General features: G+C 52.9%; 15 protein-coding genes. 9 read left to right on the plus strand and 6 right to left on the minus strand.

Going from position 1 to position 24,897, the window contains the following annotated elements:
- Nucleotides 1-18: 18 nt before the first annotated feature.
- From LOC67_RS23815 to LOC67_RS23830, 4 genes are all read left to right on the plus strand, one after another.
- Nucleotides 19-363, plus strand: coding sequence for an antibiotic biosynthesis monooxygenase family protein (locus tag LOC67_RS23815; RefSeq protein WP_230265345.1), 345 nt, complete (start codon nt 19-21; stop codon nt 361-363).
- A gap of 161 nt (nt 364-524) precedes the next feature.
- A complete protein-coding gene (locus LOC67_RS23820; protein WP_230265346.1) occupies nt 525-2,780 on the plus strand; it encodes an ATP-binding protein in 2,256 nt (751 codons plus the stop codon).
- Between the two features lie 6 nt (nt 2,781-2,786).
- On the plus strand, nt 2,787-3,455 hold the full coding sequence (locus tag LOC67_RS23825) for a PDC sensor domain-containing protein (RefSeq protein ID WP_230265347.1): 669 nt from the start codon (nt 2,787-2,789) through the stop codon (nt 3,453-3,455).
- Nucleotides 3,456-3,771: 316 nt separating this feature from the next.
- Nucleotides 3,772-5,241: a methyl-accepting chemotaxis protein gene (locus LOC67_RS23830; protein ID WP_230265348.1), complete on the plus strand. Its 1,470-nt coding sequence runs from the start codon at nt 3,772-3,774 to the stop codon at nt 5,239-5,241.
- 60 nt (nt 5,242-5,301) lie between these two features.
- On the opposite strand, the gene LOC67_RS23835 is transcribed toward LOC67_RS23830, so the two are convergent.
- The gene (locus tag LOC67_RS23835; RefSeq protein ID WP_230265349.1) at nt 5,302-9,543 is read right to left on the minus strand and encodes a PVC-type heme-binding CxxCH protein; all 4,242 of its coding nucleotides are present in this window, start codon (nt 9,541-9,543) and stop codon (nt 5,302-5,304) included.
- A 471-nt stretch (nt 9,544-10,014) separates the two neighbouring features.
- Here LOC67_RS23835 and LOC67_RS23840 point away from each other — a divergent pair, with 471 nt between their 5' ends.
- Together LOC67_RS23840 and LOC67_RS23845 are read left to right on the plus strand one after the other, a co-directional pair.
- Nucleotides 10,015-10,698, plus strand: a complete 684-nt coding sequence (locus LOC67_RS23840) for a protocatechuate 3,4-dioxygenase (RefSeq protein WP_230265350.1) — start codon at nt 10,015-10,017, stop codon at nt 10,696-10,698.
- 130 nt (nt 10,699-10,828) lie between these two features.
- Nucleotides 10,829-11,446, plus strand: coding sequence for an EF-hand domain-containing protein (locus tag LOC67_RS23845; protein ID WP_230265351.1), 618 nt, complete (start codon nt 10,829-10,831; stop codon nt 11,444-11,446).
- Nucleotides 11,447-11,540: 94 nt separating this feature from the next.
- On the opposite strand, the gene LOC67_RS23850 is transcribed toward LOC67_RS23845, so the two are convergent.
- A complete protein-coding gene (locus LOC67_RS23850; RefSeq protein ID WP_230265352.1) occupies nt 11,541-13,127 on the minus strand; it encodes an alkaline phosphatase D family protein in 1,587 nt (528 codons plus the stop codon).
- A gap of 339 nt (nt 13,128-13,466) precedes the next feature.
- Between LOC67_RS23850 and LOC67_RS23855 the strand changes: the two genes are divergently transcribed.
- Together LOC67_RS23855 and LOC67_RS23860 are read left to right on the plus strand one after the other, a co-directional pair.
- Nucleotides 13,467-15,410 (plus strand): DUF1588 domain-containing protein, encoded by a 1,944-nt coding sequence (locus tag LOC67_RS23855; protein WP_230265353.1) that lies wholly within the window; start codon nt 13,467-13,469, stop codon nt 15,408-15,410.
- Nucleotides 15,411-15,501: 91 nt separating this feature from the next.
- Complete coding sequence (locus LOC67_RS23860; RefSeq protein WP_230265354.1) at nt 15,502-16,911, plus strand: DUF1552 domain-containing protein; 1,410 nt, start codon at nt 15,502-15,504, stop codon at nt 16,909-16,911.
- A 60-nt stretch (nt 16,912-16,971) separates the two neighbouring features.
- On the opposite strand, the gene LOC67_RS23865 is transcribed toward LOC67_RS23860, so the two are convergent.
- The 3 genes from LOC67_RS23865 to LOC67_RS23875 form a co-directional block, all read right to left on the minus strand.
- A complete protein-coding gene (locus LOC67_RS23865) occupies nt 16,972-18,426 on the minus strand; it encodes a hypothetical protein (RefSeq protein WP_230265355.1) in 1,455 nt (484 codons plus the stop codon).
- Between the two features lie 79 nt (nt 18,427-18,505).
- Complete coding sequence (locus LOC67_RS23870) at nt 18,506-19,489, minus strand: sialate O-acetylesterase (RefSeq protein WP_230265356.1); 984 nt, start codon at nt 19,487-19,489, stop codon at nt 18,506-18,508.
- A gap of 243 nt (nt 19,490-19,732) precedes the next feature.
- The gene (locus tag LOC67_RS23875) at nt 19,733-21,610 is read right to left on the minus strand and encodes a hypothetical protein (RefSeq protein WP_230265357.1); all 1,878 of its coding nucleotides are present in this window, start codon (nt 21,608-21,610) and stop codon (nt 19,733-19,735) included.
- 546 nt (nt 21,611-22,156) lie between these two features.
- On the opposite strand from LOC67_RS23875, the gene wecB reads away from it, so the two are divergent.
- Nucleotides 22,157-23,302, plus strand: coding sequence for a non-hydrolyzing UDP-N-acetylglucosamine 2-epimerase (wecB, locus tag LOC67_RS23880; protein ID WP_315861084.1), 1,146 nt, complete (start codon nt 22,157-22,159; stop codon nt 23,300-23,302).
- 97 nt (nt 23,303-23,399) lie between these two features.
- On the opposite strand, the gene lysA is transcribed toward wecB, so the two are convergent.
- On the minus strand, nt 23,400-24,674 hold the full coding sequence (gene lysA, locus LOC67_RS23885) for a diaminopimelate decarboxylase (RefSeq protein ID WP_230265358.1): 1,275 nt from the start codon (nt 24,672-24,674) through the stop codon (nt 23,400-23,402).
- Between the last annotated feature and the right edge of the window lie 223 nt (nt 24,675-24,897).

Genomic DNA, 24,897 nt, shown 5'->3' on the forward strand with positions numbered 1-24,897 from the left:
ATTATTCCGGATGTGGTTATGCGGCAAGAATCTGACATCGCACCTGTTCGGAATGAAGAACACTACGCTGTAATCTTTTCGTCCATCCGCAATGAAGATTCTGGAGTTGACTACAACCGCGCAGCAGATCGGATGTTGGCACTAGCTGCTCAACAAGACGGTTTCCTTGGCGTTGAATCCGTTCGTGAGCAAGACGGAACAGGGATTACTGTTTCTTATTGGCGGGATCGGGATTCGATCGAAGCCTGGCACCAAGTCGCTGAGCATCAAAATGTTCAAGAGCTTGGACGGCGCTTGTGGTACGCCGAGTTCGCGGTGCGCATCTGCCGGGTTGAACGGTCCTATCACTTCAAAAAGTCATAGGATTAGAGCGACATCGATTTTTCGGCAGTGAACCCTCAATGTTTTTGCCCGTGAACGGACATCGGGTTTGGGTTATACGTCGAATCGCGTTCTGCCTCGGAAGAGCTAGTTCGGCTGAGCTAGATTCGTGCATTGGTTATCCCCGTTAACAATGCGAATCTATGCCACTCCCATCGCCTGGACGTCTATTGCAGCGCACCAGTGTTGCAATCATGGTCATTGTTGTCACGCCGGCCGTCCTGATGATTGGGGCGACGTCAATTTGTTTGATTGCATACGCACGCGTCGGCGCAAGCCTCGATGACATCGTGAAAAGCAGCTTGCCCGCATCGCATGCCTCGTCCGATGCCGAATTGGCCCTGACCAAGATGGGCGTTGAAACGCTTAAAGCGGCGGCCGTCTATGACTTGGAACTGCGTCGGAAACATCTTGCGGAGGCCCGACACCAAGGGCAAGTGCTTTCACAAGCTTCCGAACGATTGTTGGAGATCCCGTTTTCTGAAGAGGGGCGTAGGCGAGCGGTTGCGATCGCCGAAAGTGCACCAAACCTAGTGCAGACTCATCGTCCGATTTGGGTCTTGTTGGATGAATGCACCGTGTTCGCCACCGAGGACGCCCTCGAGCTTTTTGCAAGTGACGTACCGCCTTTGCAACGCAAAGTGTTCGAGAGCATTGCTGCCTTCAAATCCTATCATCAAAACAGCGTCAAGCAGCGGAACGCGACGGCAGAACGGTCGCTTGAGTTCTCGGAAAAGAGTTTGTTGGTTGGCAACGTTTTCACTTCTGCGCTTGGACTTGGCTTGGGAATGCTGCTTTCCAGACGCATCCTCAAACGTGTGCGGCTTACTCTACAGACGTTAAAAAAAGTTGCCGATGGCGATCTCTCCGCACGACTTGAACTCGATTCCCAAGGGGAGTTCGGCGAAATTGCCGAAGCGACCAATCGCGCGATCGCCGCATCACAACAGACATTGGAAGCGTTGTCGAACCGCAATCGTGATATCCAAACCCTACTCGATTCGGTCGATGAGGGGTTCTTTACTATTGATCACGGTTTCATCATCAGCGAAGAGCGATCCGGTGCTGTCGAACGAATGCTTGCCGCTCCCAAGCAAGGTGAGACCTTCCCAGATTTCATTCGACGCTTCGATGAGACGACCGGTGATTGGCTAGAATTTGCGTTGCAAGAAGTGTTTGGGCGAATCTTGCCGGTTGAAGTCACCATCGACCAAGTTCCAAAAAGGTTTGAACATGAAGGTCAAACGTTTGCGATTCGCTGTTCGCCGTTTACGGATGCCGACAACAATCTGAAGCTCGCGGTTGTACTAAGCGACATTACTGGTGCTGTCCAACAGGAAGTCTTGGAAACAAGGCAGCGGGAAATGATGGCGATTGTGTCCAGGATTACAGAAGACCAAGTCGGCTTCATGGAGTTCTATAAGGAAGCAAATAGCCTCGTGGCGCTGTTATCTGCAGATGAAGGCCTCGACATCACATTGACTCAAAGAAGACTGCATACGCTTAAAGGCAACGCATCGATATTCGGACTTGAACGCCTGGGTGGTGTCTGTCACGAGATGGAACAGTCCATCGTCGAACTGGACGCCCTTCCCGAAGATGGCACACTGGAACGGTTGATCGCTTGCTGGACCTCAGTGACGCAGTATGTTGAACAGATCATGGGAGGCAAGAGTGATCGGCTAGAGATCCAATACAAAGAGTATGACGAAACCGTCATCGCGGTGCTCAATCGAACGCCTCACGAACAAATCGCCACTCGAATGGTTTCTTGGACGCTTGAGGCGACCGAAATCAGAATGAATCGCGTGCGTGAACAGGCGATTGCGCTTGCCAATCGGCTTGGAAAAGGAGAGATATCAGTTCGCTGTACCGGAGGACATTTAAGACTTGCGCCTACCGAATGGAGCGGTTTCTGGGCGGCATTCGTTCACATTATCAGAAACGCAATCGATCACGGATTGGAGACGCCGGAGGAACGTGTGCGGGTTGGCAAACCTCAATCAGGAACACTGGAGCTAAGCACGACCGTCGATGATGAGCACTTCATTATTAAACTCTCCGATGACGGTCGCGGTATCGATTGGGACAAAATCCGTCAGTTGGCACAGGAACGCAACTTACCTTGCAAATCCGATCAAGAGTTGTTGGACGTTCTGACCTTTGATGGCGTGACAACTCGTGAAACCGCTTCGGAAATTAGCGGTCGAGGGATCGGAATGTCAGCGGTTCGTGAATGTTGTCGAAGCCTAGGTGGCGAATTGTTTGTCGAGTCAAAGTTCGGTGTAGGAACGACAATCTCTTTCCATTTCCCGATCAATCAAATGGCTCCGAAGATGTTTGCTTCGCTTGAGAGTTTCGGCATGAAAAATCCGTATATCGCAGCGATTGGAAATTGACCGTCTATGAACAGTCCACTTAACTGCATCAGCACTCTTCTCATAGTCTTGGTGATGCTTTCAGATTTTTGTATCGCTGCGAACGATGATATTGCACAGCAGCAAGTCGAAGAAGAACGCATTAACGAGATTGTTAAGTCCTATGCCGAAAAGCACGTCCAACTGTACCTGGTTGCACATCAAGGACTGATCGACCAGCTAGAAACGGTGAACATTGAGCGGGAGCAATGGAAGCCGTATAGCAATCGCTGGAAAGCGTGGTACCCTCATGAAGTCGAAATGAATAATCCAAGTTACGACTACGCGGAATACATTTGGTCCGCTCGTCGAGATCGAAGTTTCCGAAACCAACACACCCGGTCAGTCGTCGCACAAGAGCTGCGTGATTTCAGCGAATCTACCGACGGAATCATTTTAGAGTTGTTCGTGGTCGATTGCCGCGGAGGCAACGTCGCGCTCGCCTCATGGACAACAGACTGGTTTCAAGGTGACGAAGCGAAATTTCAAAAGCCATTCGAGAGCTTGGAGATCGAAGTTTTCCCACCCAGTCGCGACGATACGGTTGGGAAAATGGTGGTTCAAGCCAGTATCCCGATGTTTCGTGCCGATGACACATTGTTAGGTGTCGCCGTGGTTTCGCTCGACGTCGATCGATTACTAGCGTCCAAACGCTAATCTTCTAAAGCTTCAGATCTTGAAGATTACCTGCTCGAATAGTGGCTAAATCACTTGCTTCAGGGCTCGATCAGCAAAACAACTAGGCCGGAAAACTCCAGCAGATGCTTTTGCCTATTGCTTTGCGACTTGGAGCACCTGTCAAATCATGCCCCCCGGTTAGGTTCGGTTTTGTTGTCGGTGAGAATTTGCTGCTGAGGATGAGGGATAACCCGAGTCCGTCTTCTGTCGTCTGCTTTTACCTGTAAGCCACTTTTTCACAAGGCGTCCGTAAACGCCAACGGTGAACAGACAAGCAAACAGATGGATTGGCGGAATGTATCTTCAGAAGCTTACGGTTAAAGCAAAGTTAACGGCCTTGGTTGCCGTCTCAGGGATAGCCTTCTTTCTGTACGGGGTCTGGTCCTGGAACACCCTTTCGGTCGCCAAAGTCCACGGACCCTACTACGATCGGATCGAGATGGGTAAGGATCTGATTGCCGACATCTTGCCACCGCCAAACTACATCATCGAGTCTTACTTGATGGCGCTGCACATGGCCAACGAAGTTGAAGAAGGGGCATCGCAAGCACAGTTGAAATTGGATGCCAAACGCTGCAAGGAATTGGAGAAAAAGTTTCTTGCACGCCACGAATACTGGAAAGCCACGCTGCCAGAGGGCGAGATGAAACACATCAAGTCCGTGAACGCTTTCACACCCGCTCGAGAGTTTTACCGGGTTCTAGACGAAGAGTTCATTCCGGCCTGTTTGCGTGGTGACGTGCAACTGGTCGAACAGCTTGAACGCGGTGTACTCGGGTCGCTTTACGATGAGCACCGCAATGCCGTTGATCGAGTGGTGATCATGGCGCAGGAATACAACAAGACCGCCGAAAATGAAGTGGCATCGTTGGTCCAGCGACGAGCTTATATTTCGGTCGCGGCAATCATCTTTCTGACCCTGTCGATGATTTCTGTCGGAATGATCATCTCACGTGACACCGTTAACCCTCTGGTCGCATCGGCTGCTCGATTGCAGGAATTGTCAAAATACGTCCGCTCCGAACTTCTAAAAGATGCCGAAGAGACATCCGCTCAGGCGATCATGGCTAGCAGCGCTGCAGAAGAAGTGAGTGTCAATACGCGAAGCTTGGCTACGGCAGTCGAGCAATTTGAACTCAGCATTAAAGAGATCTCGCACAACGCATCAAGTGCTGTCAGCACCGCTTCGGAAGCCGTATCGGTCACCCAAGAAACGAGCGCCCGTATCAGTCAGCTCGGATCCAGTAGCTCTGAAATCGGCGAGGTCATCAAAACGATTAGCGCGATCGCATCGCAAACCAATCTACTCGCTTTGAACGCGACCATCGAATCAGCGCGGGCTGGTGAAGCTGGCAAAGGTTTCGCAGTCGTAGCCAACGAGGTGAAGGACCTTGCTGCCGATACGTCTCGCGCCGCTGACGAAATTATTACAAAGATTGAAGCGATTCAGAGCGATACCCATATGGCAATCGAAGCGATTGCAAGGGCAAGCACGGTTATCGGCCAGATCGCCGAGAGTCAAAATGCGATCGCCGGTGCCGTTGAAGAACAGTCCGCGATGACCGGCGAGATCTCCAAAAGTATCGGTGAAGTCGCAGCAGGAAGCAGCGAAATCGCACGAAGTGTATCGGCGGTATCCTCGGCAGCGATGAATACGACAAGCGGATCGGGAAACGCGGTGAAAACCGCGTCCGACTTGGAAGATATGGCGATTGAGCTGCTTCGCCTTGTGGGCGAGATACGCGAAGAACCTGTGGAAGTTTGATCTCGTACGACTGCTTTGAATCGTTGATTACTCTGTCAAAAACAACAACGATGATAAAGGCTAAAGCGACAGGATATATTTGAACAACTCAATGCGTTCTCGATCATCGAGCGTATTTAATAGGCCTGACGGCATGAACGAGTTTTCGGAGATTTTGATCTCTTCGACATCGTCTTGGTTGATCGTCACGGTCTTCGTTGCCGTTTTTACAACGATCGCCGTTTCTGTCTCGGATTGGATCAAACCAGTGACGACTTGGCCATCGGTTGTCAGAATCACACGAGCTTGAAAATCGTTGCCGATCACTGCATTCGGGTCGATGACGTTCTCAATCGCATACTCAACGCCTTTGGTCCGTGTGCCTTCGAGTTTTGGCGCCAATCGAGCTTGTTCCAGTTCAGGCTGATGACAGGCGGCGCAAAGCTTTTTGAAATGGATTGCTCCTTGGCGTTCGCTGAATGCCCATTTGGGTGCCGCGTTGTAGGCATTGATCGTTTTACGGATTTCATCTCGTAGTTCAGCTGACGAACCACCGATACGGCCCCATTCACTTGCCAATCGCTGATTCAGCGTCGTGTCGCCTAAGTTTGCCATCTGATTGGCGAAGTAAGCGGTTAACTGTGATTTATCAATTCGCCCGGCCTTTATCTCATCGAGCAGCTTTTCGGCCCAGCGAGGGCGGCTCGATAACAATTCCAATGCCGAATTACGCGTGCCGGCATCCCACTTCACGAATCGTTCCAGGACACGTTGCGGAATGTCCGCATGATCGTATCGTGCCAATTGTGGCAAGGCAGTCGATGCGAACGCGTCTTCGTCTAGTAGTGATAGGAGAGACGCCACGTTGTCCTTACCGGGGTCGGCTTCTAGCAACCGAATCGCCCTCCGTCTTGCCGATTCGTTCGCCGTCTTATCAACGACAACCGCTCGTAAACGTTTGAATAATGAAGGGTCAGAAAAACTAGCGCCGATTTGTTCGGCCGATGTCCGCATCGCTGGGTCGTTTGAATCATAAAGCTGATCTGAAATGTCAGCCCATCCGGTCGGTGGTGTGATTTTACGCATCCCCGTTAGAGCATGCGCAAACAATGTGACCAACTGCTTTTGTCGTGGCCGATCCGCTGATGTGATTTGTTTGACAATCGCATCACGACCGACTTCGGATTGCCTAGCCGCATACCAAAATGCGTAGTCCGCGAACACAGTGTTGGGGGACTCGATCGCAAGTGCCAATCCACGTGTCAAATCCCTTTGCATCAATGGCGCAAAGACCTGCCAAAGCAAGATCGGAAGGTCGCGGTCGGTTGATAAGTCGTCGCGGCTGAGTAGCTGTTCCACGATTTGCCATCTGTCAGACGGCTGCAGATCTGGTATCGCCGAGGCGATGGAGCGGCAGACGTGCAACGATTCTTCATTCGCGCAGTGGTTCAGGATAGCCTTGCTGGCGTTTTTCGGTTCGGGGTAATCAGACAGTAACTGAACCGCCCAAGCACGAACGTATTCACTTTCGTCGGACAACGCTGAAGTCAGTACAGTTAATGTTGTTTCGTCGCAAGCAGCGAGCGTCCAAAGCGATTGCAAACGAATGGACTCATCATCGTTTTCTAGTAGCATCCTGAGATGCACGAGGGTGGAAGCTCTCAAGCCCGATGTTGCTGAACGCTCAGCCAGAACCAAACGAGCGGCTCGGGCATGCCAATGGTTTTTATGCGAGAGTGCTTTGACGAGTGCCTTTTCGTCCGCATTTTGATAGTCGATCGAAACCGGATTGAAACCGGAGTCAAACTGCATCCGATAAAGACGCCCGTTTCCTCGGTCCCAGAGTTCGACGTTGGGATTATGGCAGTGCCGTGGGTCATACCAGTCGCTGATGTAAACAGCACCGTCAGGGCCGACCTTTAGATCGACGCCAACGAATTGTTGGTCGCCACAGAACAACACATCATTTCCGGCATGCACCGTTTCATAGCCGCCGGCAACACGCTGGTTGACTTGGTGATTGATCTGATGTCCATGCAAATTCAGAGTGAAGAGATGATTGCGATAGCTGTCCGGCCAATTGTCACCCAGATAGATCATTGTGCCCACGTGTGAATGTCCACCATAGACTTCTCGCGAGCCGCGTTTTCCGGCGCCACCTTCACCATGCCCGTACCGAGACGATGCGAGCAGGTAGTTTTTCATATGTGGCATCCCAGGCAATTCTGTAGCTGACACGAATGGTGCATAACCGCCGTTCACCTGATTCCAGTAGTTTCCGTTACGCATGACGTGCGTGGTCGAACCCTGGCCCCAATGGCTTCGGCAGTGCGTCATGAACAGTTGACCGTGAATGTCGTAATCGAGTCCCCATTGATTGCTGCCGCCATGGGCGAAGACTTCGAATTGATGCTTGGTCGGATGGTATCGCCAGACGCCAGCTGCCAAGTGCACCCGATCTTTATCTTCGGATCCAGGCTTACCAATCATCGACGTGTTGAAGACCCCTTGGTTCCCATACAGCCAGCCGTCAGGTCCCCAAAGAAAACTGTTAAGCGTTTCGTGGGTGTCGCCATAGCCGAATCCATCGAGCATAACGATGGGTTCAGAATCCGGAGTGTCATCGCGGTTAGCATCGGGAATGAACAACAACTGCGGTGCAGCACCAATCCAAACGCCTCCGAACCCGACCTCGATTCCACTGACAAGGTTCAAACCTTCCGAAAACACCTTTCTGGTTTCAAAGACACCGTCGCCGTTGGAGTCTTCAAGGATCACGATTTTGTCCAACCCTTCGCCTTCGGCCCGTTTCTCGGGATAGGAGTGTCCTTCAACGACCCATAGACGCCCCTTCGTATCGAAAGTAAACGCGATCGGCTGGTGCACATCCGGTTCGGCGGCGACAACGTCAACCGAGAAGCCCTCGGGGACCGCCATTTGTTCAACCGTTCGGTTGACTTGAGGAAGATCTTTGCTGACCGATCGTACCGTAGGCTGGTTGGGGATCAGGTGATGCAGCAAAGGATTGAATGTCGAACGCCAGGCGGTTGATCGTTCGACCTCAGCGGGCGGAGTTTGATGCAAGCGAAAGTCATCGAAGTTGATATGCCCCCAGCCGCCGGAACTTTCATCGATGACTTTTACAGCCAGCGTTTGTCCCTGGTAGTCATTTAGATCTGCCACGACACGTCGCATCTGCTCGCGATTGTCGCCACTGGCCTTGAATATTGCTTGCGTGGCTCCGTCGTCTCCGATCGAGACAATTTCGACTCGTGTCGCATCGGAGTTGCCGCCACCGATCAGAAAACTTGCATAGCGTTGATCGAGTTTAAACGATGGTGAAGTCAATGTGCCAATGGGCGCATCACCGCTAAGCTCGAATCCTCCCACGAAGAATTCACCAACCTTGTTGCTTTGTTGCCCAGCCCAGCGGCTAGCGATCGAATCACGACTGACAGGTTGGCCTTTAAACGCGTTGCCGTCGGCTGTCCAATCTTGGAGCGATCCGGTTTCAAAACCGAAGCTCGCGGAATCACCTTTGGAAGCTTTGGGAAACGTTCCGGTGTTTTTGTCTGTGGAATCGACTTTTGCTGCAGGCTTAAAACTGAAATTGGTCAGGCGGTCTTGATTTGCACTGCTTAGATTCTCGAGGCGGATATCTTTAAACTCGATCTTCGTTTCGCCGCCACTATGCAATTGGAAGGCAAGTTTCCCTGTGAGGTCGTGTTCGTTCTTCTGAACATCCGACAGTTGAGAGAACAAAGTTCCGTTGACATAGACGTCGATGCGAGGACCGATTGCGACGATTCGATATTCGTTCCAGCGGTCTTCGCGAAACAGAACCTTGTACTGTTCCTTTGGTGCAAAGACTTCGCTTTGACGGTTTCCGTCGGCATCAATCTTGACCCTTGTGCCACGTTCAACCAACAAAGCTCGGCCGTGTTCGTCGTAGATGCGTCCTAGCCATGTGTCCCCCATATCCAGGTCAGCTTGGTAGCCGGAAACGTGGTCAACGTTGTCGACTTGGCATCGGATTTGAACACCGCTGTTTGCGCCCGCGCCTCCCGTTAGCCGGAAACGAAAGTTCAATTCAAAGTCACCTAGCTCGCCGCCTTTCCAAACCAGCCAAGTGTTTTTGTTAAGCCTTGTTCCGGGAGCGATTTCACCGACAAACGCGCCATTTTGGATTCGCCAGTACGATTGATCGCAATCCCAGCCATCAAAAGTCTCGCCATCGAAGAGGCTGTGTGTCTGAGCCTCACAAAATGCGTTCCAACCCAGAACGAACAACAAGGCAAACGCGAGCGATAAGAATCGGTTCATCACTGGTGGACTTCAGGTGCGGGGCTGAATGGCGGCAGGGGGCGCCGAAGGGCGCAATAGTGGCAACTATTGTCACCCGATCGCTGCCGGTCGTCAACGAGATGGACAAATCGGCGGAGCATCGGGCCAGCTGAAAGGAACTCGACGTTGCGGGGATTGAAGTTTGGTTTGCTCGATCAGCTTTCGTTTGTGCTAGCGATGGGCGTCCATGCAGTGTGTCAGAGCAGGCGTGGGGCCGTTCGATTTCAGTTTGCGACCGTCATCTGAAGCTCCGATCGGTCTGTTAATTGGGGCTGCAAACTGTTGGATAAATTCTGAAACTTTCTAGGCGGATTCGGGCTGGGCTCGCAACCATTGGCGTGAGGCAGGGTTTGGTAAGATGACTCTCGAACTAAATCGCCCATAACGGTGGGCGGGTGACTGAGTTTTCAGGTGGTCGACCTCCCCGCCGACTTTTCAATGGAGAAACAAATGAACCTTATCTCTCGTCGTCGTGCTATCGCGACCGGATCAATGGCGCTATGGACGACTCGCGGATTGTTCGCCGAGCAATTGATGTTGCCGACACCGCGATTGACGGAAGGCCCCTTCTACCCAGACAAACTGCCTTTGGATCAGGACAATGATCTGATCCTCATCAAGGACAGTACAACACCAGCGGTTGGACAGATTGCACACTTCACCGGTCGAATCCTTACCCGCAGTGGTTCGCCGGTCCGAAACGCGACAATCGAAATTTGGCAATGTGATGCCAACGCCGTCTATCTTCATTCGGCCGACAGCAACGGCAAGAAAGATCAGCAGGACAAACACTTCCAAGGCTACGGCAAGTTCGAAACCGCTTCAGATGGTGGATATCGATTCCGAACCATCAAGCCTGTTCCGTATCCGGGGCGTCCCGCTCCGCACATTCACATCAAGGTTTCACAAGGTGATCGTGAAGTCTTGACAACACAGTGCATGATTCGGGGGCACGAAGGGAACGCACGCGATGGCGTGTTCCGCAGTGCGGGTGATCTTGTAGACCATGAATTGATTCAGGCAGACTTCAAAAAGCTACCTGATTCGAAGATGGACGAGTACAGCGCCGTATTCGATATCGTCCTCGGTCGTACTCCTGACGATCGACAGATGCAGCGGCCACGCAACTCGTAACAGGGATTCAACGCCAGTTCAAAGTCACCACCTTTTGGGTGCACGGACTGCTAACCGCGTTGGAATTTCTGCCGACAGCGATTTCCAACGCTTCACCAAGCTTTTCTTTACGTCTATTCGAGTCTGAAAAATGAAACGTTACTTGTTTTCTATCGCAGTGTGCATGGCACCTGCGTTTGCAATTGCACAGCCGCCTGGTGGTCCTGGTCCGCGTGGTGGTCAACGTGGCTTTGGCGGGATGGATCGACAGTCAACCGGTTCGCCAATTGATAAGTTGATGCAATACGATGCCAATCAGGACGGTGTTCTGACCAGCGATGAGCTAAGCGATCCGCGATTGCAGCATCTTTTTCAAAGGGCCGACCAAAACGGCGATGGGCAACTCACGCGGGAAGAGATCGCTTCGGTCGTAGGCCAGCAGTCCGAGAGTGATCCTCGAAGGATGCAGCGAGGTTTTGGTGGCGGACCTCCCGGAGGCTTCAACGGCCCTCCACCAAACGGTTTCGGCGGACCTCCTCCTGGCGGCGGTCCCGGCGGTCCGGACAGCTCTTTTGCGGGCGAACAACGCGGCTTTCAGCCTCCGCGTCCGGGCACCGTTTTGCCGGATCACTTGATCAGCCAGCTTGGCCTGACCGATGCGCAGCAGAAAAAGCTTGCCGCGCTACAGGAACTTGTTGATAAACGGCTCGCAAAAATCCTGACCGAAGAACAGACCCAAATGCTGCAACATGGACCTCCCGGCCGCTAAGCAACATTGGGACTCGGACTGGCTCGATTGATTGGACGTGATCAATTGAGCCAGTTTTTTGTTTTCTTCAAAGCCCTACGCAAGGCGAATCAAACTAGTCTCGATTGGCTTTCGCAGAACCGGATTCGACGACGAACGAGATACGTTCAAATGTTTTTCCGCCGGGCTTCAGGACATCGTCTACCGCCATGTAGTCGGACTTCCAGTGTTCCGGCGTCACCTCGCAGCGAATATAGCCACGCTCGGCATTGTGGTATTTCACGCAAGGATTGTTTGCGAGCACCGCGTCCAAGTTCTTTGGTTTCTCGGGTCCGTTTCCACCGCTAGAAATCGATGTCGCGACGAACTCCGTTGCCACGGTGTTTTCGTCTTCATTGCGATCATCCACTCGCAATTCATTCACCCAGTTGGAGTGAATGTCTCCGGTAAGGACGACCGGATTTGAAACGACGCGGTCGCGTAGAAATTCAACCAACTGCTTTCGTTCGTACATGTAACCGGGCCATTGATCCATCGAGAAAGCTGGCGAGTCGTCATCGCCGCTGCGGTTGACAACCCCCATCATCACCTGCTGCGCTAGCACGTTCCATTTCGCCTGCGACTGGACCAGTTCTTTGCTAAGCCAACCGCGTTGTTTGCGACCTAGCAACGATTGGTTTTTGTCCCAGGCGGCAGCGTTCAAAGGAGACTTTCTATCGTTGTTGGGTTGGTCACTTCGGTACTGGCGAGTGTCCAGCACCATGAAATTCGCAAGCTGGCCGAATTGCGACGTTCGATACAAACGCATGTCGTGACCGGTCGGCATCTGGGCGAGCCGAAGTGGCATCATCTCATAGTAAGCCTGATAGGCGTTAACGCGTCGGATCATAAAGTCGACCGGGTCGACTCCTTTTTGTTCCGAAATGTCGCCCGCGCAGTTATTGTCAAATTCGTGGTCATCCCAGGTCAGTACCCAAGGACACTGCGCGTGCATGTTTTGCAGCAAGGGATCAAGCCGGTATTGGGAGTACCGCGTTCGATATTCTTCAAGCGATTCGACTTCGGGGCCGTGGTGGGTACGGACTTTACCATTTCGACCGGCCTCGTATTCATAGATGTAATCGCCGAGGTGAAAGACAAGATCCAGTTCGTCCTTTGCCATTTGCTCATAGGCGGTAAACAGGCCTTGTTCGAAGTTTTGACAGGACGCGACTGCGAATCGTACTTTCGATGGCGAACTTTGCGGATGTGGCATTGTGCGTGCACGTCCAATGGTGCTCTCTGCATCACCGCAACGGAAACGGTACCAGTACCAGCGATCCGGTTTTAGATCTGTCAGTTCAACATGGACGGAGTGACCCAACGCAGGGGTTGCCAGTTGAGTTCCCTTTGCGACGACCGAGCGCATTTGGTCGTCTGTTGCGACTTCCCAAGTGACTTCCACGTTTTGTGCAGGCATTCCGCCACCCGGCTGCATCGGCTCCGGTGCGAGACGTGTCCATAGTACGAAACCACGGTGGTCGGGATCACCGGATGCAACACCGAGCTTAAACGGATTGACGTCTAGCCGCACCGATTGGTCGGCGTATGTTTGCTGGGAAGCGAGGACGATCGTCGAAAACAACCCGGAAAAGCTCACAAAGCCTCGTCGCGAGACTTCTTGGCGGGCGAAGCGATCGATTTGGTCGGCAGGGTTTTTCATAGCGGGATGGTGCGTGGGCGTTGATTTGATGGGAATTCGCTTAGCGGGTAGGCGAAGAAAATCCTACACCATTTGGGTGAGTGGCGTGCGGGTCATGTGTCGAAACGTATGCGGAGCCGGCTTCGCATTTGACGCAACGATTTTCCTACCTGAACGCGTGCAAAAGAGCCGCATTGGCTCGGCAGCAAAAGCCTCTGTCGCTCTTTTAGGTTGACCGTCTACAATGGACAACCCATCCCATGACCACGTGCACTTAAAAGCGGTGGGGACCAACTACCGCACTTGTGCCGCCCGCCTCAAATTTTACAGACAATGCGTCAATTGTCATCGATCCGAATAATGCTCTCGGTGCGCGAACATCTGCCGGTTTTCACGGCGTTTGCTTCGATCATTGTGCTCTCGAATTCGTGCTTGCTTCCGCTCGCGTTTGCAGACCAAGCCTCACCAGAATGCGTGATGAAGTTTGTCGGAACATTCTGTGTTGATTGCCACCAAGGTGAAGACGCCGAGGGCGGATTGCGACTGGAGGAATTCGAAAATGGTTTGAACGAAACTGGTCTGAACATCGGTGATCATCTGGAAACGTGGAAGAAAGTTGTCTCTAGAACAGAGAACTTTTCGATGCCGCCACGTGAAGCTGATGTGCCTGATGAAAGCGAGCGTGTGGCGTTTTTGGAAAGCATCCGGAATCTGATGTTAGAAACCGTCTGTGACAACGGCGCTCAACCCGGACCGGCACAGTTGCGTCGGCTCAATCGAACGGAATACGCCAATACCGTTCGCGATCTTCTTGGTATCCATGTCAACGCCGCACACTCATTGCCCTTTGATGGTGCGGGCGGTGAAGGGTTCGACAACGCATCCGAAACACTGTTCATCTCGCCCATCTACGCAGAGAAGTATATTGATGCCGCTGGCGAAGCGTTAGGTCACGCTTTCAATGACCCCGGTGCAAGGCGTCGGCTACTCGTTGCCGAACCGGACGGTTCGCGAACAGCTGTTGAAGCCGCAAAGATCGTGCTGAAGAAATTCTTGACGCGAGCCTTTCGTCGACCGGCGACCGATCAGGAAATCGCCGAGTACACCGCTGTCTTCGAAAACGCATTTAAAGCTGAGGATTCATTTGCAGGTGCGATCGAGATGACGATGCAAGCGGCGATGGTGTCCCCCAAGTTTTTGATGTTGTATGAAACGCCGAATGCTTCGGGAGAAACTGTCGAAGTTGACCAATACGAGCTAGCCGCACGCTTGTCCTATTTCCTGTGGGCGTCGATGCCTGACGACGAGTTAATGAATCTCGCTGCCGCTGGGAAGCTGCACCAACGTGAAGTGTTGGATGGACAAGTCGAGAGGCTTCTACACAGCCGGATCAATGATGAAGGGCTACGGCGAAATGCGAAGGTACGTGAGTTCGCGTCAAGCTTTATGGATCAATGGCTCGGAACGAGAGCGCTCGGCCGAGAGTTCATCCCCGACCCGAAAGTTGCCAAAGGCTACAACTCTGAACTTGAAGGCGGAATGAAGTATGAGCCGGTCTTTTTCTTTGAGGACATTCTGTCGGACAACCGTTCGCTTTTGAATTTTATCGATTCAGATTTCACATACGTCAATCGAGAGCTGGCATCGCACTATCGCATTCGCGGTGATTTTCGAGAGCAACCCAAGCGAACCGATTTGGAAAAGGAACACAACCGTGGCGGGTTGCTGGGAATGGGAGCCGTCTTGGCTGTCTCATCGCATCCCTATCGCACAAGCCCGGTGTTGCGCGGTAAGTGGATTTTAGAAACGATGCTCGGAACACCGCCCCCGCCCCCACCCCCGGACGTTCCCGCGTTGGAAGAAGGCGATGGGGCGAACGTGCCTAGCTCGCTTCGCGAAAAACTTGAACAGCATCGTGCGAACGCGACCTGTGCCAGCTGCCACGACATGATCGACCCGCTGGGATTTGGCTTGGAAAACTATGACCTGCTTGGTCGCTGGCGTGATGAGGTTGCCGGACAACCCATTGATACGCGAGGGGAATTACCCGGTGGAAAAACCTTTGACGGTCATCAAGAGTTGAAAAGTTTGTTGATGGATCGCAAAGACCAGTTCATCCGACATTTCGTTTCCAAGGTTTTAGGATACGCCCTTTCACGCGGATTGACCGAAGAAGATGAATGTGTTGTCGAAGAAGTGACCAAGAAACTGGCTGACGATGGCTACAAGGCTCAAACGTTGATCAAAGAGATCGTTTGGAGTACGCCTTTCCGTTTCAAAGCCCCTGTCGCATCCCACCCCTAAAAAAGTCGTGTCATCGGTTGACGATGACACGTCTCCCCGCAACCCGATTACGTCCTACCTCGTTTTATTCTGCCTGCAGGTTGACTGAGCAATGAATCGCATCAATTCACAGAACAAGAAATCGATCTATTTGGCAGATCAGGATAAGCGTTCGACCTTCTTGTCTCGCCGAACTCTATTGCGTGGGTCGGGCATGGCACTGGCGCTTCCTTGGTTGGAAGCGATGATCTCACCCGCCAAAGCTGAAAGCGACGATTCGCAGCCACAGCGGGAGGACACGCCGATTCGAATGGCAGCGTTGTTTGTTCCCAATGGCGTCCGTGCAGATCAATGGACGCCCGAGGGTGAGGGGACATCGTTTGAACTATCGCCGACGCTGCAACCGTTGGCTTCGCTGAAAGAGAAGCTGTTGGTGGTTTCAAACCTATGGAACCAAGCGAGCAATGTTGGCGATGGGCACTACGTCAAATGCTCGGGTTACTTAACCTGCACTACGATCAATAAGTCGCTTGGAATTGATCTGAATTGCAACGGTCGATCAATGGATCAAGTTGCAGCGGACTACAGTGAAAAGTTTACGCCGCTCCGTTCCCTGGAACTGGGGATCGATCCGGTCACAACCGGGGTGGATACCAACGTCGGCTACACCCGTGTTTATGGATCGCACATTGCGTGGAACGGTCCGACCAGTCCGTTGGCAAAAGAGTTGAGTCCGCGATCCGTTTTTGATCGTCTGCTGCGGTCTTCCAAACCGTCGGCACAGTCATCGTGGCGAAATCGGTTGCTTCTTGATCGCGCCCTTGATGACGTCAAGCAGCTGAACCATCGGCTTGGTGCGAGCGATCGACAGCGGATGGATGAATACATGCAATCTTTGCGCTCGATCGAAAAGCGACTTGAGCAGCAAGATTCGGATTCGAGTCATGCTTGGCAGCCGCGTGTGCCGCTAGATTCTTCTGCAAGACCGAACGAAGAGCGGCGGGATGATCACCAGGAACACGTTCGCTTGATGATGGATATGATTGCGTTGGCGTTTCAGACCGATACGACACGAGTCTGTACATTCATGTTTGGCAATGCTGTCAGCGGTAGAAACTTTTCCTTCCTTGATGGCGTCAGCGGCGGACACCACGACATCTCGCACCATCAAGGCAACTCCGAAAAGCTGACCCAGTATCAATTGATCAACCAATGGCACGTCGATCAGTATGGCTACCTGCTCAATAAGCTGAACTCAATGCAGGAAGGCGAAAGCACCGTTTTGGATCATTCGATGATTCTGTATGGATCGGGGCTTCGCGACGGCAACAGCCACAGCCCACACAATTTGCCGATTGTTGTGGCCGGTTCGGCTGGGGGCAGGATTCAAAGCGGTCAGCATTTGAAGTGCGATCGTGACACTCCGTTATCGAACCTGTTCACTTCAATGCTTACCGCTTTTGGCGGGCATCAACAGCACTTCGCAGACAGCACTGGTCCGTTGGCAAACGTGCTTTCATAGCTTCGCAGTCACTAGAGAATGCGGATTCATCCGGTATGCCCGCTGAGGGGGCAATACTGGTTAGAAACGAAAGAGAGAGCGCGGTTGTTGGACGATGCCCCGCCGCTTCAATTCCGCCTTTGCCGCATCGGTGAGCTTGGTGAAGTGCGCGTTTTTCAAATTTTCCAGTTCTAGAATTGGTGCCAGGTCATCAAGTGTCAAAGGCTGATCGTTGTTAACTCGGATGGATTGCAATCGCTTTAGCTGGGCGATCTGTGCAATGTCTTCCGGACGAAGTCTTACTTGGCCTGTCAGACTTAGATGTTGCAGCTTCATCGATGGTGAGAATCGAATTGGTTCACGATTGATCTTATTGACCATCAGTGAGTTCAATTCGGTGAGCTTCGGAACCATTGTCCAAAGCACGTTCGAGTGATTGACGGTCAAATGTCCGTCGAAATTGCTCGCGATACATTCCTGCAAGTCGTCCAAGACATGCAAAGGTCGATAGAGTCCGATTCTTGCACAATCATGCTGAATCCATTTCCCAATCCCAAGGGAATCTTTGGTCTTGGCCGGGAAGTAAAGCATCAATGGTCTCTGCCCGCGAATGGTAAAGTACAAACGATTTTCGTAGGCGGTAGCGGACAGCACAGAGTTTGGCAAAATCTCACTGAACTGAGAGATTGTCAATTGCTCCGACTTCGGATCTTCTTCTAAGTAGATTTGCAGCCTTCGTTTGGGGCGGAGTGATAGACCTCGCAGTTCATCTGCTGAGATTGAGCAGAATTGAAGTCCCAAAGTCCAGACGTTGATCCTATCGATTCGCTCGAGCGTCGGTCGATCGAGATCGCAATTTCGGATCATCATCATGGAGACTCTACTGAGGTCGTTGCTGATGAATTTCAGCAGCGTGTCGCGGTCGATGTCGGACAGGTAGCAGACAGAGACTGGCTGTAGGTTCGGAATGCCGCGAAGTGCGTTGATGTCCGCACCGGTCAGGCCGAACTGTGTCGTTGACTGGTTCGGCGTAAAGATAAGTGTGTGAAGCTTAGGGCAGGAGGCAAGCTTCTTGATCTCGGATGAATCAACGCTTGTTCGGTGGATATCCAGGACTTGGAGGTTGGGCAGCTTGGCAAGTTGATCGAGTGCTTCGCCGCCGATCCCTCGAATTCCCCAAATGGCGAGTCGCCGAAGTTTTTTGCAATGCAGAATGTCTTCGATATCGCTGGAACGAATTTGAGTTTTTTCCAGATACAGACGTTCTAGCTCGGTCAATGGTGACAGTGCTTGAAGATCGCCAGGGCCAACGCTGCAAGATGCCAATCGGACGGTGATCGGCGTAGCAAAATAGTGATTGGTGCGTTGGTGGAACGAGTTCAGAAAGCTACTTCGATACTCGACCTTGCCACCGAGTGTTTCGATGTAGTCGATGGCGATATGGATCCGCTGCCGCCTTTTGTGATACCAGCTGCCAAACGCAACGAGTGTCGCTAGGACAAGCAACGTACGTATCGAGAATCGAAATTTTGACATCGTTAATCACGGTCAGAGTCGATCGACAAGACGCGATTGAGTCTAACAATGTCAGCAAAGCTTGTGTTTTTCAGCGAGCTTATTCGCTGATGTAGGTCCGCCGCGGACTTTTTTCTTGCAGACGTTCAAACGCGGCGGCAAATTGCTGCCCCAAGTCGATATAGCCTGCCGAGTCGTAGTGCCAAGGGTCCGAATACTCGTAGCCATCGGTTGACGTCACGATCGCGGCACAGCTGTCGTTTTCGACAAAAGATTGTTGCTGAGCACGCAATTGCTCACCAAACTCCCAAACCTTGCCCGACGGCGTGTTGCCACTATCGGAGATCTGCCCGATCACGACAGGGATGTCATCCTTTCGCAGTGCTGCTCGCAACAAGTCCATCAACCGTTTTAGATTCGCAGCGTAGGCATTCGCGGTGGCTTCATCGATGGTTGCATCGCTTTCGCCTTGCATCCACGCAATTCCGACAGGATGAAGGACGTCAATCTCACCATCGTTGTCGATATCGCAGTCTGAAAATGCATTGCGGATCGTTGCCAAACAATGGTCGTATTGGTTGACGTCGCGGTCCAAGCCTTCTTCGGAATGAAAGTCGGGATCCCAACATCCGAATCGTCCGGCGGCTTCAATCGCGATGGATGAGCCATTGCGAGCGTATTTGATGACAGCGATTTTGCGAGCGGGGTTTTGTTGCTTCAACGCGTGCAGCATTGAAACCTCTAACCCGAAACGGTCTGAATAGCGGTTCGATCCGTTGCGGAGCTGAAAGCCCGTCCCATGACCGGGTTGAAATCCGGACCAAAATCCATCACCGACCGCAGCCGTTTGGTCGGGAAGTGGCGGGCTGTGGAAAATGTAAACGTCCGCCAAACGTCCTTGAAGGTCTTCGGGCAGTTCATCAACCTTGCCGAAGCCTTCCATATTGGATTGGCCCCCTAGGAAGTAGAGGTCGAACTCATCAGCAAGGCAATTGTGCGAGACGGGAAACGCAATCATCGAGACCGCGAAGGCGGCGACGGGCAATAGCGATGATCGAATTCGGGCGAGGCGTCTTTTCAACATGCTGGTTCCGGTGCACGTCACTTGGGGCAGTAAAAAAGGCAGCGTGCAATTCAAACACGCTGCCTATGAAGTAGTGTAGCACTTGTCGACCGGGTGAGCGTCGTGATCAGCGATTCTGAAATTTCAAAATCTTTCCGCCGATGACGTTTGGTCGCTGTTCGTCAGATTAGGTCTTCGTCCGATTTCGGAATCGGGGAAAATCTTAATCGAGACGAAGCATGTATTGCCCGGGTGCCTCTGTCGTTACCGACGCTTGCCTCGGCCTTTGCTCTTCGTGGGGCCTGTCTTTTTGTGGTTTTCCACATTGTTGTCGACCAACAGTGAAACGACTTCGTTCCAGGTAGGGACGACCGCACGGCGTCGCGGCGAGTCACCTGAATCGGCATCGTTGTCATTGCGTGGGCCACGGCGTGGGCGACGTTTGTCGTCATCATCGGAAGACTGTTCTGGCTCGTCTTGCTTTTCGCTATCGCCTTCACGGTTGGTACGTCCTCGGCCACGTCGTCCGCGACGACGGCGTCCACGACGGATCGCTTCGACCTCATCATCGTCTTCGTGATCGTCGTCAAATGCCGATTGGCTGGACAGCGCGTCTTCGACGTCATCACTGTCATCATCGTCGTTTGATTCTTGCATCTCTTCAGACGAACGACGTTTGCGACCACCACGGCGGCGGCGTCCTCGACGACGTCGGCGACGGGTGCCCGATTCTTCGTCCTCATCATCGTCATCGCTATCGTCCGAAGCATCTTCGGCGTCCGATGCGAGGACGTCATCATCATCTTCGACGACTTCAATTTCTTGATCATCAAAGTCACGACGGCTTCGACCACGGCCGCGTCGTCGGCGGCGACCTGACGTTCGTTGTGAAGGTTCTTCACTGACCTCTTCGAAGGGATGGTCGTCGGACTCCAGTTCGTCAATTGCCGCATCAACCGAATCGGTGTCAAAATCTCCATCCGCCATACGCTGACGCTGTCCACGGCGACCGCGACGCGGACGTCGTTCACGATCGTTGCTCTCGTCACGGTCTGACGGACGCGAGCGACGTGAAGACGTTTCCTCTCGGTCGTCCGATTCCACAGCGGCGACGTCGGTGCCATCAACCGACTCGTCTTGATCGCGCTCGGATGAATTGCGACGTCGAGAGTCTGAACGTTCGCTCCGTCTTCGGCGGCGAGGCCGATCTTCACGTTTTGGTTCGTCGGTAACTTCGGCTTTTGTTTCTTCCGCTGCAACGTCTGAGTTTGTCGATGTGTCATCATCATCGTCTTCAAAGTCACGGAAAGACTTGAAGGACAGAGGATCGATCTCCTCAAACGTGTCGGTTGCTGCAACTGGCTCGGACACAGACGCTGATGAATCCGTCTCGCTTGATGCAGAAACAGAATCGTCTACCAAGTCCGATTCGGTATCTGAATCGCTCAAATTGGTGTCTTCAGAGTCGGGAGCAGGTCCCAAATCCAATCCCAGACCATCACCAAAACCGCTTGCCGATCGTTTGGACTTTTTGGGGCGAGCTTCACCGCTTTGTCGGTTTTCGACTTTGACCGGTTCGCGGTGTGGCGGAGGCGGCGCGGTGTCTTCGATTCCCAATTGTCCGGCAAGATCGGCCCATGCACCGGAATCTTCCTGTGGCGATTCTTCTGCTTCAGCGGCAGGTTCGAATAGTTCGTCCGATGCGGTGATCGTCGTTTCTTGAACGAGAAGCTCTTCGACAACAACTTCTTCTTGGGCTGGGGGACCACCGGCGGTCAGTTCTTCCATCCCAGGAGCGCGGGTGGGAATGCCAAATCCTGGCAGTTGCGTCGTCACCGTCTGTGACGTCAAAGCCTGTAGCACGTCTTCGGCGGAGGGTTCTTCTTCGGGCGATTCGTTTTGCGGAGCGAGATCGCCTCCGAAGTCAACAGCCGCTTCGGCAACCGGCGGCAACTGTTGTGTCGCCGACTGCTCATCCTGTTCTGAATCGGATGAAGGTTCTTGGTCGGTCGCCTGTTGGTCTAAAGAGTTGCCATTATCGACCGGCGATTGCGGTTCCGCCGGGGCTGGCTTTTCCTCTTTAGGCTGGGGTGGTTGGGGCGTTCCGAGTAATTTTGCGAGAAGATTCCAATTGTCTGACATTCAATCAATTCTGCGTATCGTTTTTGAGTCGCCAAGCTTTCGTAGCGGCAACTCAGGGTTTATCTGGCATCGCAACGCGATCGACCAAATTCGGGTTCACCACCGATTTTTATCAATCGTTCAATTCGGTCGGGCGGCAAATCGAGGCAAATTCTAGTGCAGTCGGGCTCGTGGCATAAACCAAAGCTACGTTTGGAGGCCAAAAGTATCTGGAGCCGACTTGATTCATCTTCCTCGTGCGGAGTGAGTCAAGAAAAGTCGTCTTTCACTCACTGTCGCTTCCTGCCGAGCGGTCAATCTCCGTTGCGACGGGGCTGTATTCGATTCTGTGACGGCCATCTAAATTTTCGAGACGGCATCATTTGGACTATATGTATAGCCGCGCCGAAACCAATTCCCAAGGGGATTTGCGAACAAACCAACTGCGCGGTGGGCTGGTATCGGCGAAACGATACGCCCCTGGCGGTTGCCCCCCACTGGTTCTTGTGACCTAATCGGCAAAGTTTCCCTGAAACGCCAACTCGCATCGGAAATTCGTTCGATCTCGTGACCAGCCACCTGATTCCTCGTCAAAATGGTGATCGCCTGCGCCCTTTGCTGGTGTTCGGTACCCGCCCAGAAGCGATCAAGCTTGCGCCGCTGATTCTGCTTTTCGAGCAATTTCCCGACTTAGTTGATCCGATCGTGTGCAGCACTGGACAGCATCGCGAGATGTTGGATCAGGTCTTGGGGTACTTTTCCATCAGCCCAGACCTCGATTTGGGACTGATGCGTCCCGGCCAGACGCTTCCAGGATTGACGGCACGGTGTATCGAAGCGGTCGACAGCGTCATCGTCGATCAAAAACCTGATTGCGTGATTGTCCAAGGCGATACGACAACGGTGATGGCTGCGGCGATGACCGCGTTTTTCCATCGGCTTCCGGTGGTGCATGTTGAAGCCGGGCTGCGAACTGGTGACATGCAGGCACCCTGGCCAGAGGAATTCAATCGTCGCGTTGCGGGATTGGTGACCACCTTGCACTGCGCTCCGACAGATCGCAGCCGGCAAGCGTTATTGGCCGAAGGCGTTCCGTCAGACAATATCCGGGTGACCGGTAACACCGTGATCGATGCGTTGATGTTGGCTGTCGCTAAAGAACGGGCGGATGACCAGCGCTGGCGCGAAAAATACCCGATGGCTTGTGCTGACAGCGTGGTATTGGTGACTGGACACCGACGTGAAAACTTTGGCGGCGGGCTAAAACAGATCTGTAGCGCCCTGCTAGAACTGTCAGCCTCTTATCCAAACACTCAGTTCATCTACCCGGTCCATTTGAACCCGAACGTGAAAGGGCCGGTCCACGAGCTACTGGCCGAAAGCGAAAACATTCACTTGGTGCCACCGGCGGACTACCCAGGATTCGTCTGGCTGATGGACAGGGCCACTGTGGTACTGACGGATTCCGGAGGCGTTCAAGAAGAGGCACCGTCGCTGGGCAGTGGCGTCTTGGTGACTCGCGATAAAACAGAACGCCCCGAAGCCGTCGACGCCGGATTGGCAGAGCTGGTCGGGACCGATCGCGATTTGATCGTCAAGCGAGTCTCAAGCTTGCTGGACCAGGGCAAACGCAGTGTCGCGACGTCACCTGTGGATAATCCCTACGGTGACGGCCAAGCCTCCAAAAGGATTCTCGACTGGATGACCAGCTGACAAGCCGCCTCTCAAAAGCAGGCTTCGGTTCTTCCGATGTGTCCGCCGCTGATTGAGCTTGGCGAACACACGTGTCGATTGCTGTGATTCAGTAAAGCTACTGAGGAATGACTTCGCTACGTGTGAGGTCTTCGAAGGTTTCACGTTTGCGAATCAGTTTCGCCTGACCGTCTTCGATCATCACCTCAGCAGCACGCAACTTGCTGTTGTAGTTGCTGGCCATGACAAAGCCGTATGCGCCGGCGTTTTCAAGGATGACGTAGTCGCCAACACGGCACATCGGTAGGTCACGCTGATCGACGTAGCCGCCTTCACGCTGTGTGAAGATATCGCCAGATTCGCAAAGAGGTCCACCGATCACGGCGGCAACCGATTCACGGTCTTCGACGGCGTTCCCGTCTGCCCCACATACGGAAATCGGATGATACGCGCCATACATGACCGGGCGCGCCAAGTCGTTGAATCCTGCATCAAGAAGAAAGAAAAGGTTATCACCGACCTTTTTGACGCTGCGAACTTCAGCGATCAGATAACCTGCTTCGGCCGAAAGGTATCGTCCTGGTTCGATCTCGAGTTGAATTTCGTGGCCGAATTCCTCGGCGAGCTGATTTCGCGTCGTATTCCAAAGATCAAAGTACTTGTCCAAGTCGACGTAGGACTCCGAGGAGTTGTACGGCACGGGAAGGCCACCGCCGGCGCTGATTGTTTTTACCGTGCGGCCGACTTCAAGTGCGATCCGGTGCATCGCCTCGCATACTTCGCTGAGGTGTTCGAGGTCGGTTCCCGAACCGATATGCATATGCAAACCGGTGATGGTGACACCGTATTGATCCGCAAGACGCAAGCATTCGTCGATTTGTGAGTGCCAGATACCGTGCTTGCTCTGTTCGCCACCGGTGTTGGTCTTTTGGCTGTGCCCGTGACCAAAGCCGGGGTTAATGCGTAGAGTGATTTCCGCTCCAGGTTTGCGTTCACCCAATTGGGCGATCATGTCTGGCGATCCGCAGTTGACGTGAATGTTGTGCTCGAGCACCAATTCCAAAGCAGCCGCGTCGAAGATGTCTGCGGTATAGACGATGCCATGGTTTTCGGCGGTGTATCCCCCGGCGATCGCACGATGGATTTCACCCGCACTGACGGCATCCACGACGACACCGCGTTTACGCATTCGGTCAAGAATGGCCAGGTTGCTGCAGGCCTTTTGCGCGTAACGGATAAAGTCAAACTTTGCCAAGTCCGTGATCCGCTGCTCGATCACAGCGAGATCGTAAACGTACAAAGGCGTGCCGTAGTTTTTCGCCAATTCGGCAACGGACAAGCCCGCGATTTGGTGACGACTGGTTGAAAAACTAGGTGTCGCAAGTGTGGTCATGGAATCGGCTGATGGTGGAGTTTTTCAGAGAGACAACTCACTATCAAAACCGGTTCGCGTCATTTTGTCTAGGGACTGCCGATAGTTGGCCCGTATGACGCCCCCTAGGCTGATCATTCACTGCGGCAAAGTCCGCGCAAACTGCAAGGAATGACCAGCCAGACGTTTAACACAAAGCTTTGGTTAACAGGGGCTTTGATCATCAGGGACCGTGATTGACCGC

Origin of the sequence: Stieleria sp. JC731, from assembly GCF_020966635.1 — a bacterium.
Classification (GTDB): Bacteria; Planctomycetota; Planctomycetia; order Pirellulales; family Pirellulaceae; genus Stieleria.